The 14,713-nt window shown below is 45.4% G+C and carries 12 protein-coding genes; 8 read left to right on the top strand and 4 right to left on the bottom strand.

The genetic code is table 11. From position 1 onward, the window contains the following. Window positions 1-242: 242 nt before the first annotated feature. Complete coding sequence (gene ssnA / locus RT269_RS06645) at window positions 243-1,577, bottom strand: putative aminohydrolase SsnA (RefSeq protein WP_313181402.1); 1,335 nt, start codon at window positions 1,575-1,577, stop codon at window positions 243-245. A 330-nt stretch (window positions 1,578-1,907) separates the two neighbouring features. Between ssnA and RT269_RS06640 the strand changes: the two genes are divergently transcribed. The 6 genes from RT269_RS06640 to RT269_RS06615 all read left to right on the top strand — a co-directional run bounded on the left by RT269_RS06640 (window position 1,908) and on the right by RT269_RS06615 (window position 9,293). After that, window positions 1,908-2,552, top strand: a complete 645-nt coding sequence (locus RT269_RS06640) for a helix-turn-helix transcriptional regulator (protein ID WP_313181400.1) — start codon at window positions 1,908-1,910, stop codon at window positions 2,550-2,552. A gap of 34 nt (window positions 2,553-2,586) precedes the next feature. Continuing rightward, window positions 2,587-3,792 (top strand): diaminopropionate ammonia-lyase, encoded by a 1,206-nt coding sequence (gene dpaL / locus RT269_RS06635; protein WP_313181399.1) that lies wholly within the window; start codon window positions 2,587-2,589, stop codon window positions 3,790-3,792. 118 nt (window positions 3,793-3,910) lie between these two features. Next, the gene (locus RT269_RS06630) at window positions 3,911-5,221 is read left to right on the top strand and encodes a YgeY family selenium metabolism-linked hydrolase (RefSeq protein ID WP_313181397.1); all 1,311 of its coding nucleotides are present in this window, start codon (window positions 3,911-3,913) and stop codon (window positions 5,219-5,221) included. 183 nt (window positions 5,222-5,404) lie between these two features. Then, complete coding sequence (gene ygeW, locus RT269_RS06625; RefSeq protein ID WP_313181395.1) at window positions 5,405-6,598, top strand: knotted carbamoyltransferase YgeW; 1,194 nt, start codon at window positions 5,405-5,407, stop codon at window positions 6,596-6,598. A gap of 112 nt (window positions 6,599-6,710) precedes the next feature. Continuing rightward, window positions 6,711-7,655, top strand: coding sequence for a carbamate kinase (gene arcC / locus RT269_RS06620; protein ID WP_313181394.1), 945 nt, complete (start codon window positions 6,711-6,713; stop codon window positions 7,653-7,655). Window positions 7,656-7,832: 177 nt separating this feature from the next. After that, on the top strand, window positions 7,833-9,293 hold the full coding sequence (locus RT269_RS06615) for a uracil-xanthine permease family protein (RefSeq protein ID WP_313181392.1): 1,461 nt from the start codon (window positions 7,833-7,835) through the stop codon (window positions 9,291-9,293). 141 nt (window positions 9,294-9,434) lie between these two features. Here the strand turns inward: RT269_RS06615 and RT269_RS06610 are convergent, their stop codons facing one another. After that, on the bottom strand, window positions 9,435-11,684 hold the full coding sequence (locus RT269_RS06610) for a glycogen/starch/alpha-glucan phosphorylase (protein ID WP_313181390.1): 2,250 nt from the start codon (window positions 11,682-11,684) through the stop codon (window positions 9,435-9,437). Window positions 11,685-11,826: 142 nt separating this feature from the next. On the opposite strand from RT269_RS06610, the gene RT269_RS06605 reads away from it, so the two are divergent. Next, window positions 11,827-12,723, top strand: coding sequence for an AraC family transcriptional regulator (locus RT269_RS06605; RefSeq protein WP_313181389.1), 897 nt, complete (start codon window positions 11,827-11,829; stop codon window positions 12,721-12,723). Between the two features lie 36 nt (window positions 12,724-12,759). After that, window positions 12,760-13,224 carry a TspO/MBR family protein gene (locus tag RT269_RS06600; protein ID WP_313181388.1) on the top strand — a complete coding sequence of 155 codons (465 nt, stop codon included), beginning with the start codon at window positions 12,760-12,762 and terminating at the stop codon, window positions 13,222-13,224. Between the two features lie 113 nt (window positions 13,225-13,337). On the opposite strand, the gene xdhC is transcribed toward RT269_RS06600, so the two are convergent. Together xdhC and xdhB are read right to left on the bottom strand one after the other, a co-directional pair. Continuing rightward, on the bottom strand, window positions 13,338-13,832 hold the full coding sequence (gene xdhC / locus RT269_RS06595; RefSeq protein WP_313181387.1) for a xanthine dehydrogenase subunit XdhC: 495 nt from the start codon (window positions 13,830-13,832) through the stop codon (window positions 13,338-13,340). After that, the gene (xdhB, locus tag RT269_RS06590; RefSeq protein ID WP_313181386.1) at window positions 13,832-14,713 is read right to left on the bottom strand and encodes a xanthine dehydrogenase subunit XdhB; all 882 of its coding nucleotides are present in this window, start codon (window positions 14,711-14,713) and stop codon (window positions 13,832-13,834) included. The genes xdhC and xdhB overlap by 1 nt, the downstream gene beginning before the upstream one ends.

Genomic DNA, 14,713 nt, shown 5'->3' with positions numbered 1-14,713 from the left:
TTTACCTCCTGTAACGGGGTTGTCTGCTTTATTTCTCCTCAGACAATCCTCAGTGAATATTCTATTTGATTTTACCCTTTGATTTAACCTTTGTTTTAACCGTACATCCGCAGTGCGTGCTCACGAATCCTGCGGCTTCGTTCGCCCACGGGCATTCGCCCTATGAAGCAGTATACAGAAAATTTTTCTTACATGCAAGCATGACGAAAATTTTTCTGTATACTGCTTCGCACTGCTCGTTGCTATCGGGAATTGATCCTGTTTGCAAGGTTGGTGGCGGCTTGTCTACAGTCTGCCATCACCTTTTCTTCGTCAATGGCTGTAAGGATACGATCCTTCATCAGCACTTTTCCGTTGGCTACTGTGGTTACCACGCTGCGTCCTGTCATTCCGAAAAGGATATGGCTGTTGCAGTTATCCCCATTCATTGGTGTTAAAGGAATATAGTCGGTAACGATCACATCTGCTGCCGCGCCCTCTTTTAATACGCCCAAAGGCTTCTTAAAGTAACGGCCTGCAATCTTTGCATTTCCTTCAAACAGCATCTTTGGAACTTCGCCCCATGCTGCATTGGGATCGCATAAATGGTGCTTGTGCAGAACATTGGCCACTTTATAGGATTCTGTCATGTCGTGAGTATAACCATCAGTTCCAAGACCTGTTAAGATTCCTCTGTGAACCAGTTCCATGGTTGGCGGGCATCCGCATGCATTGCCCATGTTGGATTCCGGATTGTGAACTACCATGGTATCCGTATCCTTAATCAGCTGCATCTCATGAGGATTGATATAGATGCAGTGTCCAAGGAGGGTCTTTTCTCCCAGGATATTGCAGTCCATGAGACGGTCTACGATCCGTTTGCCGTATTTCTTTAAGCAGTCATGAAGATCTTCGATCCCCTCTGCCACATGGATGTGATAACCAACACCTTCCGGCTTGTGGGAAGCTGCAAGCTCCATGGTCTCATCAGAAATGGTGAACTGGGCATGCATACCCATCATTCCTGCAATCATGTCGCTGTCATCTGCCAAAGCGTGCTTAATAAATGCTTCATTCTCAAGAACTGCTTCTTTTGCCTTCTCTTTGCCGTCTCTGTCAGAAACCTCATAGCACAGACAGGAACGGACACCGGTCTCTTTTGCAGCCTCTTCGATCTTAAACAAAGAATCAGTAATATGGCCGAAGCTTGCGTGATGATCAAAGGTTGTTGTCACACCGTTCTTAATTGAATCGATGTAAGTCGCCATGGCGCTTAACCGTGTTTCTTCTAAAGAGAGGTTGCGGTCAATGGTCCACCACATTCCGTCAAGGATCTCTAAGAATCCGTGGGGATCATATCCATTGATGCTTAAGCCACGGGCAAAAGAGCTGTAAATGTGTTCGTGGGCATTAATAAAGGCTGGCATGATAACTCCGCCCTTTGCATCAATAAACGACCCATCCGGGTATTCTCTTTTCAAGTCTTCTGTGGTTCCAATTTTGCGGATCACGTTCCCCTCCATTGCAACTGCACCGTTCTCAAAAAACGGATTTCCGGGGTCTCTTGTAATCATTCTTCCATTACCGATAATCAGCATGTTCCCATCTCCTTTTTTTCCATTTTCTAATCATAATTAAGGTTAAACCTTAAAATATTCAACTGTACAAACCTCACATAAGACCCGATCCTATGCCTGCACTTAATTTTTGCAATCTGCTTATACTCACTCCTATAATCCGACGTTTTCTATACAGATTACACCATAAATCCCTTACTAGGTACAGTGTATCATTTCATATAAAGAAATGCAAGTGAAAATACAAAAAAATTTTAGCGAACCTAAAAAATTTTTAGAAAACCACTTGTAATTTTAATTATTTATGCTATGATGAGTGTATAAGATGTTCCGATGAGAGGAGGGCAAACGATGGATACAAAGCTTGAACTGTTAACGCAAATCGCAAGTGGAATTGCTACTCATTTTGGTAACAACTGCGAGGTAGTTATCCACGACATTAGGAAAGAGGATATAGAGAGTTCCATTGTTTTTATTGAGAACGGTCAGGTAAGCAACAGAAAGCTGGGGGATGGTCCCTCTGAAATCGTTCTTGAAACGTTGAAAAAGAACCCGGATCTTTTAAAAGACCGCTTATCCTATTTAACAAGAACCGATGACGGCAGGATCCTAAAATCCAGCACCATGTATATAAGAGGCAAAAATAATACCATTGATTACATTCTGGCTCTTAACTATGATATCACAGGACTGCTTACCATAGACAATTCCTTAAAATCTCTTCTCTCCACCGCGGAAACAGGAGACGATGAGAAGCAGCCAAGAAGAATCACCCATAATGTGAATGATTTACTTGACGCACTGATCGAACAGTCTGTTGCCTTGGTTGGCAAACCGGTCGCTCTTATGAGCAAAGATGACAAAGTTACGGCAATCCAGTATTTAAATGATGCCGGTGCTTTCCTTATTACTAGGTCAGGCGACAAGGTTTCCAATTATTTTGGCATATCCAAATTCACTTTATACAGTTACATGGATACAAACAAAGAAAAGTAATATATTAATGAAGAAAAAAGGAGAATGAAAAATCATGAAACCATTCCAATGGGTTGTAAACACCATGCCAAAGACCGATGATAAAAATCTACCGGTCATGGCTACTGATGAAATCAAGAAGGCAAGAGTTTTCCACGAAAGCTTTCCTCAGTACAGCAAGACTCCTCTTGTAAAGCTGGATCACATGGCAGATTATTTAGGCCTTGGCCAGGTTTACATGAAAGACGAATCTTATCGGTTCGGCTTAAATGCATTCAAAGTATTAGGCGGATCCTTTGCTATTGCAAAGTACATTGCAAAGCAGACTGGAAAAGATGTTTCAGATCTTCCCTACAGCGTACTCACATCTGACGCATTAAGAGAAGAGTTTGGCCAGGCAACCTTCTTCACCGCTACCGACGGTAATCACGGACGTGGTGTCGCATGGGCAGCGAACCGGTTAGGCCAGAAATCCGTAGTCTATATGCCAAAGGGCTCCACGATCACCCGTTTCAACAATATTAAAGCAGAAGGCGCTACTGTTACCATTGAAGAAGTCAATTATGACGAATGTGTCCGCATGGCTGCAGATGCTGCTTCTAAAACAAAGAACGGCGTTGTGGTACAGGATACTGCATGGGATGGTTACGAAGAGATTCCTGCCTGGATCATGCAGGGCTACGGAACCATGGCACTGGAAGCGAATGAGCAGCTTGAGGAAAACGGCTGTGACAGACCGACCCATGTATTTGTTCAGGCTGGCGTAGGTTCTCTTGCAGGAGCTGTTCAGGGATATTTTGCAAACCGCTATCTTAAGAATCCTCCTAAAGTAGTCGTTGTGGAAGCTGATGTGGCTGACTGCCTCTATAAGGGTGCAAAAGCCGGCGACGGAGATATCCGCATCGTAGACGGGGATATGCAGACCATTATGGCCGGCCTTGCCTGTGGAGAGCCAAACACGATTTCCTGGGATATTTTAAAGAATCACGTAGATACCTTTGTATCTGCTCCTGACTGGGTAGCTGCCCAGGGCATGAGAATGCTTGCCGCTCCTATCAAAGGCGATGCACCGGTAACTTCCGGCGAATCAGGCGCTGCTCCTTTCGGAGTTCTTGCCTGCATCATGCTTCTTGATGAATACAAGGAGTTAAAAGAGCATTTAGGACTTAATAAGGATTCAAAAGTTCTCCTCTTCTCTACTGAGGGTGACACCGATCCAGAACGTTACAAAGCAATTGTCTGGGACGGAAAAGAACGTTAGGCATAATTTTCTTAGTGAAGGCAAACGCAGTGCGGACTGAACTTAGAAAATTAGCCGTTCGATGAGCCAAAGGCGAATCGAACTTCTTAAATAAATTATAAATATGGAGGACAAAAACATGGATTACAACAAAATCAAAGAAGCAGCAAAAAATTATGAAGCCGACATGACAAAATTCTTACGGGAAATCGTTAAATTCCCAGGCGAGAGCAGTGATGAGAAGGCTCACATCGACCGCATCGCAGAAGAAATGCGGAAGCTGGATTTCAATAAAGTGGAAATCGACGGCATGGGCAACATATTAGGTTATATGGGAACCGGCAAGACCTTAATCGGTTTTGACGCTCACATTGATACCGTTGGTATCGGAAACAAGAGCAACTGGACATTTGATCCATACGAAGGCTACGAGAATGATACAGAAATCGGCGGCCGCGGCGTATCCGATCAGTGCGGCGGTATCGTATCTGCTGTTTACGGTGCAAAAATCATGAAGGACTTAGGTCTTTTAAATGACAAGTACACCGTTTTAGTTACCGGTACTGTTCAGGAAGAAGACTGTGACGGTCTTTGCTGGCAGTATATCATCAACGAAGGCAAGGTTCGTCCGGAATTCGTTGTTTCCACAGAGCCAACTGACGGCGGTATCTACCGCGGACAGAGAGGCCGTATGGAAATCCGTATCGATGTAAAGGGTATCTCCTGCCACGGTTCCGCACCAGAGCGCGGTGACAACGCAATCTACAAGATGGCTGATATTCTTCAGGACGTCCGCTCTCTTAACGAGAACGATGCTGCTGATGACAAGGAAATCAAAGGCCTTGTAAAGATGCTTGACGAGAAGTACAACAAAGAGTGGAAAGAAGCAAACTTCTTAGGACGCGGTACTGTTACTGCTTCCGAGATCTTCTTCACCTCCCCAAGCCGTTGTGCAGTTGCTGACTCTGCTTCCGTATCCTTAGACCGCCGTATGACTGCAGGCGAAACATGGGAAAGCTGTCTGGAAGAGATCCGCAATCTTCCAAACGTTAAGAAATACGGCAATGACGTTACTGTTACCATGTACGAATATGCCCGTCCTTCCTATACTGGACTTACTTATCCGATCGAGTGCTACTTCCCAACCTGGGTTATTCCCGAGGATCACGATGTTACCAAGGCACTGGAAGAAGCTTACAAGAACCTTTACGGTGATGCAAGAATCGGCGCAGAAGAAACGATTGCTATGAGAACTGCCCGTCCTCTTACTGACAAGTGGACCTTCTCTACAAACGGCGTTTCCATCATGGGCCGTAACGGAATCCCATGCATCGGCTTTGGACCTGGTGCAGAAGCTCAGGCTCATGCTCCTAACGAGAAGACCTGGAAACAGGATCTGGTTACCTGTGCAGCTGTATATGCAGCACTTCCAAGCGCTTACTGCAAATAATATAAACAAGCCCTTATCAACTATTTTACCATAATTCTGGCAGCAGGCCTTTTGGGCCTGCCGCCACTCCTAGCAATCATTTTTGCAATCTGCCGCTCATTCCTTCCCCAATCAATGCCTGGCAGACTGCATGAAGGATAGATAACCATAAAACAAGATAATATTCAGGAGGCTAACTACAATATGAAAACCTTACAGGATTACATTGACAAACTGAATTCCCTAAACTTTAAGGAGATGTATGAGAATGATTTCTTCTTAACATGGGAAAAGACCGACGACGAGCTGGAAGCTGTCTGGACCGTTGCTGATGCTCTCCGCTTCATGAGAGAAAACAACATTTCCACAAAAGTATTCGAGAGCGGCCTTGGAATTTCTTTATTCCGCGACAACTCTACACGTACCCGTTTCTCCTTCGCTTCCGCATGTAACTTACTTGGTCTGGAAGTTCAGGATTTAGACGAGGGCAAATCTCAGGTAGCTCACGGCGAGACCGTTCGTGAAACAGCTAACATGGTTTCCTTCATGGCAGATGTTATCGGTATCCGCGATGATATGTATATCGGCAAAGGAAATACCTATATGCATGAATTTATGGACGCTGTTACCCAGGGAAATAAAGACGGCATCTTAGAGCAGAGACCAACCTTAGTAAACTTACAGTGCGACATTGACCATCCAACTCAGAGTATGGCTGATATGCTTCACATCATCCACGAGATGGGCGGCCTCGAGAACTTAAAGGGCAAAAAGCTGGCTATGACATGGGCTTACTCTCCTTCTTACGGAAAGCCATTATCCGTTCCTCAGGGAATCATCGGCTTAATGACACGTATGGGTATGGAAGTTGTTTTAGCTCATCCGGAAGGCTACGAAGTTATGCCTGAAGTTGTTGAAGTTGCAAAGAAGAACGCAGAGAAATCCGGCGGTACCTTCCGTGTATCCAACGATATGGCTGACGCATTCAAGGATGCTGACGTTGTATATCCAAAGAGCTGGGCTCCGTTTGCAGCTATGGAAAAGAGAACCAACCTTTACGGTGAAGGCGATACAGACGGCATCAAGGCTCTTGAGAAAGAATTACTGGCTCAGAACGCAAGCCACAAAGACTGGTGCTGTACAGAAGAGCTGATGAAGACCACTAAAGATGGCAAGGCTCTTTACATGCACTGCTTACCAGCTGACATCAACGATGTAAGCTGCAAGGACGGTGAAGTTGTAGCTTCCGTATTCGACCGTTACCGCGATCCATTATACAAAGAAGCAAGCTACAAGCCATATGTAATCGCAGCTATGATCTTCTTAAGCAAATTTGAGAATCCACAGGAAATCTTAAAGAAGCTGGAATCTGGCAAAACACCAAGAATTTTCGAATAATTTCACATCGGGGCAACCGCCCCATATTTAAGAATATCAGGCGCACCTGCAGCCTACCAATGGATACGGGTGCGCCTTTTATATAATTCTTAATCACTAAGAGGTTAGCAAAATGGAAAAGAAGAAAAGAATTGTTATTGCGTTAGGGGGCAATGCTTTGGGTAACACTTTACCAGAGCAGATGGCTGCAGTTAAGATTACGTCAAAAGCAATCGTTGACCTGATCGAAGAAGGCTGTGAAGTAGTGGTGGTTCACGGCAACGGCCCGCAGGTTGGCATGATTAACAACGCAATGAGCGCTTTAACCCGGGAAGATCCAAAGCAGCCAAACACTCCTCTCTCCGTCTGTGTAGCCATGAGCCAGGCTTATATTGGCTATGACTTACAGAATGCCCTGAGAGAAGAGCTGGTAAACAGAAACATCACCAACATTCCCGTAACCACCATGATCACACAGGTTCGTGTAAATGAAAACGATCCTGCTTTCAACGCTCCCAGCAAGCCAATCGGTCACTTCATGACGGCAGAGGAAGCAAAGCTGGCTGAGGAAAAGTACGGATACATCACAAAAGAAGATGCCGGACGGGGATACCGCCGTGTGGTAGCTTCTCCAAATCCTGCTGAGATCATTGAAATCGGCGCAATCCGCTCCCTTGTGGAATCCGGACAGCTGGTTATCGCCTGCGGCGGCGGCGGAATTCCTGTTACACTTCAGGGAAACCACTTAAAGGGCGCAAGCGCAGTTATTGACAAAGATTTTGCAAGTGAACTGCTGGCAGAGGAACTGGATGCAGATTTCTTAATCATCCTTACAGCAGTTGAAAAAGTAGCTATAAACTTCGGCAAACCGGAAGAGAAATGGTTGGACGATATCACAACAGACGAAGCCCGTAAGTACATTGGAGAAGGACACTTTGCTCCTGGCTCCATGCTGCCAAAGGTTCAGGCTGCCGTGAAATTCGCAGATTCTAAGGAAGGGCGCAATGCGCTCATTACCTTGCTGGAAAAGGCAAAAGAGGGAATCCTAGGAAAAACCGGAACTCATATCCACAAGTAAAACTATTGTTAGGCAAAAACCAACATTCAAAGCCGCTGACCACCATAGAAGACAGGATTGGTTATTACAAGCCGGGGCTGTCTCCAATGGGGGCTGGAAACTGTCCAGGTTTATTTCGAAACAGTCCCCTGTATGGCTTTGAAAAAAATAGTAAGAGAAAAGAGAGAGGGATTATCTATGGGTAAGCAAAACGACAAAGAACTGATCTATCAACTGGAAGGCAGGCCAAGTTTTAAAACTGCCTTCCCACTGGGTTTACAGCACATACTGGCCATGTTTACGGGCAACTTAGCCCCCATACTCATCATTGCCAGTATCTGTGGGTTAGAGCCGGCAGATAAGACGATTATGTTATCGTCAGCCATGATTGTATCCGGTGTAACCACCTTGTTTCAGTTGTATCCGCTAAAGCTTGGGAAGAGCTTCCGCATCGGAGCGAATCTCCCCATTGTCATGGGTACATCGTTTGCATTTGTTTCCGTGGCTTCCATTGTTGCCACTCAAGTCGCTCCCTCCATGGGGCTGACCGATCCGCGTGATATATACGCGCTGGTTCTCGGCTGTTCACTTGTAGGTGGTCTTGTAGAAGTATTTATGGGGTTCTTCTATAAGAAACTTTCAGATCTGTTTTCACCTATCGTAGTGGGAACAACCCTTATTGCCATTGGATTAAACTTATTAAGCGCAGGAGCCCGGTATTTTAACGGCGGGTCAAACGCGGCGGCAAATTTGGCGGCGTATAACGAGAATCCTGATAAGTTTCAATTTACAGGCGTGTTTGGTTCCATGAAAAATGTATGCGTTGCATTATTTGTATTTGTCCTTGTGTTATTGCTCCAAAAGTATGGCAAAGGGATTGTAAAGAATTCCGCCCTGCTTTTGGGACTGGCTATTGGGTATCTGGTGGCTATTCCCTTAGGTATGGTGAACTTTGCGCCGATTACAGCCGCTAAAGTTGTCTCCGTACCATTGCCGTTTTATTTCGGTCTTAAATTTTCCATAGCCGGCATTTTAAACTTCGCCCTGTTCTATATCATTTCCGGACTGGAAACCATCGGTAACACCGGCGGTATCACCATTGCGGCATTTGACAGGGAACCTACCTCCGAAGAAACATCCGGTGCCATCCTCGCAGATGCCGGTGGATCGATGTTAGCAGCTGTATTTAACGCACTTCCAAACACCGCGTTTGGACAGAACGCGGGTATTATTTCCATGACGAAAATCGTGAACAAATGGTGCGTTGCCGTAGGAGCTATATTCCTGGCTTTGTGTGGTCTCATCCCAAAATTGGCAGCTCTTTTCCAAACCATCCCGGATGCGGTTTTGGGCGGCGCGATTATTTCTGTGTTTGCTATGATTACATTAAATGGTATTAAGATGATTGCCAAAGCAGGTTTCTCCGAGAGAAACGTAACTATTATCGGTATTACACTCGCATTTGGCATTGGTCTTACCTCCATGGAGCTGGCCACAGATACTTTCCCAGCAGTCATTCAACCATTATTAACTGCCATTGCACCATTAATGAGCGCACCGGCTGCCGTATGCTGTATCGTATCAATCGTTGCAAGCATTTGCTTCCCAATGAGTAAAGAAGATAAAGAGAAGGCAAAATCCGCTATGCAGGATGTGTAATTAACCCAAGTTACGGCTGCCGATTCTTTCGCCGTTCCGTAACTGACAATCGATTTTGATGGATTTTAACAAAAAACCCTTCTGCTTTAAGCCAAAACTTTCAGCAGAAGGGCTTTTTTTATTGTTCACTAGCCAGCTTTTTTACAGCTTCCAGATATCCCGGTTATATTCCAGAATGGTACGGTCCGAAGAAAAATATCCTGCCTTGCTGATATTGACCAGCATCTTCTTCGCCCATGCAAAAGAATCCTCATAATCCCTGTAAATCCTTTCCCGGGCCTTCTCATAAGCCTTGTAATCCAACAGGGTCATGAACCAGTCTTTTTTCAGGATTTCATCATAAAGCCGTTTTAAATTTTCCTTATGGCCGATGGCAGTCATCTCCGCTCCCACCATAAAATCCAGAACTTCCCGGATTTCTGCATCCTCTTTATAATACTCCTTAGCCACATAATCAGCTTTTGCGTAATGTTGGATCACTTTCTCACTGGATTCTCCGAAGATATAAATATTATCTTTTCCCACCAGCTCTGCAATCTCAACATTAGCTCCATCCATGGTTCCAAGGGTCACCGCTCCATTTAACATAAATTTCATATTGCCGGTTCCGCTGGCCTCCTTGGACGCAAGGGAAATCTGCTGGGAAATATCACAGGCAGGAATCAGCTTTTCCGCCTTGGATACGTTATAGTTTTCCACCATTACCACCTTAAGATAGGGGCTTACCTGGGGATCATTGTTCACCAGCTCCTGAAGACACAGGATCAGGTGAATAATATCCTTTGCAATCACATAGGCAGGAGCGGCCTTTGCACCGAAGATCACTGTGACCGGCCTGGCAGGCAGGTTTCCTCTTTTTATTTCCAGATACTTGTGTATTACATAGAGGGCATTCATCTGCTGTCTCTTATACTCATGGAGACGCTTGATCTGGATATCGTAAATGGAATTTTCATCTATGTCCGTTCCCTGGGTTGACATAAGATATTCCTTTAATACGGTCTTATTCTGCTTTTTGATATCCAGAATAGCTTTTAAGGTCACCTCGTCATCAAAGGAAGCCAGCTTTTCCAGCTCCCTTGCATCTTTCTTATAACCCTCTCCGATTCTGGAGGCAATAAGTTCCGATAGCCGGGGATTGCAATGGAGAAGCCACCGCCGGAAGGTGATCCCGTTGGTCTTATTGGAAAACTTTTCCGGGTAAATATCGTAAAATTTCTTTAATTCGCTTTTTTTCAGTATCTCCGTATGAAGATATGCCACCCCATTGACGCTGAATCCGTAGTGGATATCCATGTGGGCCATGTGCACCAGATCCTTTTCATCAATAATCGCCACGGCCGGGTCCTTATATGCCTTGCGGACCTGTTTATCCAGCTTCTCTATAACAGGCACCAGCTGAGGCACAGCCTCCTCCAAATACTCCATGGGCCACTTTTCAAGGGCTTCCGCAAGAATGGTGTGATTGGTGTAGGCACAGGTTCTGCTGACAATTTCAGCCGCCTTTTCAAAAGGAATCCCCCGAAGAGTTAAAAGCCGGATCAGTTCCGGGATCACCATGGATGGGTGGGTATCATTAATCTGGATCACCGCAAAATCCGGCAAATCATAAAGCTTGCATCCCTTTTTAACGCACTCATCAAGGATATACTGGGCAGCGCTGCTTACCATGAAATACTGCTGGTAAATACGAAGCTTCCTGCCGGCCTCATCGCTGTCATCGGGATAGAGGAACAGGGTCAGATTCTTTTTAACGTCTTCTTTATCAAAGGATATCCCATCTTCTATAAGCTCCTCATCAATGGTTTCTAAGTCAAACAGATGAAGCTTATTGGTGCGCCCCTGATAACCGGTCACCCCTATGTCATACATTCTGGATCGGACAGTCAGCTTGCCAAAGGTAACCGGATAAGTGACTTCTGTCCTGTTAAGCCATGTATCCGGCTCTATCCATGGGTTAGGGTCTTCTGCCTGAAGATGGTCCTTAAAGGTCTGTTTAAACAAGCCAAAATGATAATTAAGGCCAATGCCGTCCCCGTTTAACCCAAGGGTTGCCATGGAATCCAGAAAACAGGCAGCAAGGCGTCCCAGACCGCCGTTTCCAAGGGATGGCTCCGGCTCCAGTTCCTCAATCTCACAAATATCCCTGCCGTTTTCAGCAAGAACCCGGGATATTTCATCATAGATTCCAAGGTTGATCAGGTTATTGGAAAGCAGCTTTCCTATGAGGAATTCCGCAGATAAGTAATATACTTTTTTCTTTCCTTCCTTCTCCTGCCGTTTTTCCCCTTCCTCTTCCACGATTTTCAGCAGCGCAGAATAAATTTCCTGATTGGAACACTGGTTCACTGCTTTTTTGTATATTTTAAAAATTTGTTGTTCAAGATTCATTGAAACCACTCCTTTTTTCTGTTTTCTTTTACTTTACCCTAGTATTATAATGTTCCTGCTGCTGTTTATCTTGCAGCATTCTGGCCTATTATGGTACAATACTATCATTAACTGCTGAAATATCACGGAAAACAGGAGTTCTATGAATATCATACAGTACGAAAACTATCAGGAAAAACGGGAACAGGACTCTTCCGATTTTCCTTACCTGACTTATCCCTGCACCATACCACTGGATTTTAACAAGGTTCCCCTTCACTGGCACGATGAAATGGAATTCATCTACATCAAAAAAGGAACCGGGCAGGTGTCGGTGGACTTTGTCCCTTATAAGGTACAGGCTGGGGATATTGTCCTGGTCTGCCCCGGAAAGCTCCATACCATTGAACAATGGAAGCAGGAATCCATGGAGTATGAAAACATTATTTTCAACTTAAGCCTGTTAGGTTCCAGGCAGCCGGATATGTGCTGGGAAACTTACTTCTCTCCCATCATCCGGGGACAAAAAAACCTTCCGGTTCTCATGACTAAAAGCCTTCCCCCTTACAGCGGGATCGCTTCCTGCCTGGACCAGATCGACCAGATCCGGGAAACATTTCCTGATGGCTATGAACTGTTGATCAAGGGGAAGCTGTTCCAACTGTTCTTTCTCCTCTGGGGCATTGAGGAGGCTTCCCTTCCCCCTCCTTCCCGCCCTCCAAAGGAGCTGGAGCGGACCCGGCAGATTCTTAAATATATGGAACAGCATTACAGCGAATCCCTTTCCATAGAAGAAGTATCCCGAGCCTGCGGCATGAGCCAGTCTCATTTTATGAAATTCTTTAAAAGGACCATAGGGCTGCCCTTTACCGCTTATTTAAACGATTACCGCCTGACAATGGCCTCCAGGCTGCTCCTCTCCTCCGAGGATTCGGTCCTTACCATTGCAGGGGATACTGGTTTTAATAATCTGTCTTATTTTAACCGGATCTTCAAGGAAAAATTCGGTATGACTCCCAGGGAATTCAGAAGGCGCATGGATATTCCCCCTTCCCTGTGAATAAGATAGTATCAAATGCAAGACAGGAGAGTCCATATGGACAGAAACAGAAAGGTACGTACTGCTTATATCGCTTTTCCCTTAGTGGTCGGGGCTTTGGCCGGATTTTTGGCGAGGAATGGCTTGTCCATATACAAAAGCCTGAATCATCCTGCCTTTTCTCCTCCCGGCTGGCTGCTTCCCATCATATGGACGGTTCTATATATCCTCATGGGAATCGGCTCCTATTTGGCCGCTTCCTCCCCCTCCCACAGGAAAAATCACTCCCTCAGGTTATATGGAATCCAGCTGCTGCTGAATTTTCTCTGGAACCTGGTGTTCTTTAACTTAAATAATTATCTCCTGGCTTTTTTGGTTCTCCTTTTTCTTTGGTACTTTATCCTGAAAATGATCGCGGCCTTCTGGTCTGTCAGTCCCGATGCTGCTGTCCTGCAGGTCCCTTACCTGCTGTGGGTCACCTTTGCCGCATACTTAAACCTGGGAATCGTATTTCTCAATTAATGCACAAGAAAATGCATTATTTTTGAGGGTTTCATGTAAATCAAAAAAAACGCAAGGTCAAGGCAACTGTTTCGTTGCTCTGTCCTTGCGTTTTTGGTTGTTTTAAGCTGCAATCAGGAAGGCAGCTTTCCCAATCTGCGGAGCATGGTTTTCTCTACCGCATTTAAGATATTCTCATAGCCTGTGCACCGGCATAAATGGCCGGACATCAGCTTTCTAAGTTCATCTCTTGTATACTCTTTTCCGCTTTCCAGAATTTCCACCGCTGACATAATAAATCCCGGCGTGCAGAATCCGCACTGGACTGCTGCCTCGTCTATAAATGCCTGCTGAATGTCGGAAAGCTCTCCATTCGGACCCATCAGGCTTTCCAGAGTCTTAATTTCTTTTCCTTCTGCCCATATGGCCAGGTAAATACAGGAATTGTAACACTCATGGTCTATGATCACGTTACAGGCTCCGCATTCTCCTACCTCACAGCCTTTTTTCACGGAAGTCAGCCGGTAATCATCCCTTAACATATCGGTCAGGGATGCCCGTACATCCACCATTGTTTCTGTGTATTTTCCGTTGATGGTACATTTTACCAACTTATATTGTGCCGGCATTAGATCTCACCTCCTGAAAGTTTCACTGACTCTATGAAGCTGCGGGCTGCCATTTCCACAGCAATGTGCTTACGGAAATCCTTTGAAGCGCGCCAGCTGTCTCTGGGATTGATGTCTGCAAGGACTTCTTTTCCAAAGGCCTCTGCCAGTTCTTTTGACACCGGCTGGCCCTTTGCAAAGTTTTCCGCACTTTTCGTACGCATTGGAATAGGGCCTGCCACTCCATAAGCGATTCTCACGTCTTCCACGGTCTTTTTGTCCTCTGACAGCTTTATATTTACAGAGCAGCCTGTGGTGGCGATATCCATGGCATTTCTGTTGGCATATTTGATGTAATGGCCTTTATAGCCTTCATAGCTTTTCTTTGGAATGATCACTGCGGTCTGAAGCTCTCCCTCTCTGATATCCACGGTTCCTGCCTTTATATAGAAATCGCTGATGGGAATCCGGCGGACACCTTTAAGGCCTGTCAGCTCGATCATGGCATCCCATGCAAAAAGCGTTGAGGCTGAATCTGCTGAGGTAACGCCATTGCAGGTATTTCCTCCGATTGTTGCAATGTTTCTGATCTGGGGACCGCCCACCATATCCACCGCTTCACCAAGAACATTGATGTATTTCTGAATGATGGGATCCTTGGTTATATGGGAGAAACTGGTGAGAGAGCCTATGCGTATGGCCTCTTCTTCGTCCAGCTTCACGCCCCTCATTTCATTGATCATATAAATGCTGATCAATTCCTTTCCGGCGCGTTTTCCCTCACGCATCTGTATCAAAACATCACTTCCCCCTGCAATAATCTGGGCCTCAGGATGTTCCAAACGAAGCTTTACCGCTTCTTCCACGGTATTTGCTTCATATAATGCTTTCATATCATACAT

This window comes from Lacrimispora sp. (genome assembly GCF_032078915.1).
GTDB lineage: Bacteria > Bacillota > Clostridia > Lachnospirales > Lachnospiraceae > Lacrimispora.
This window is presented reverse-complemented; position numbering and strand designations above follow the sequence as displayed.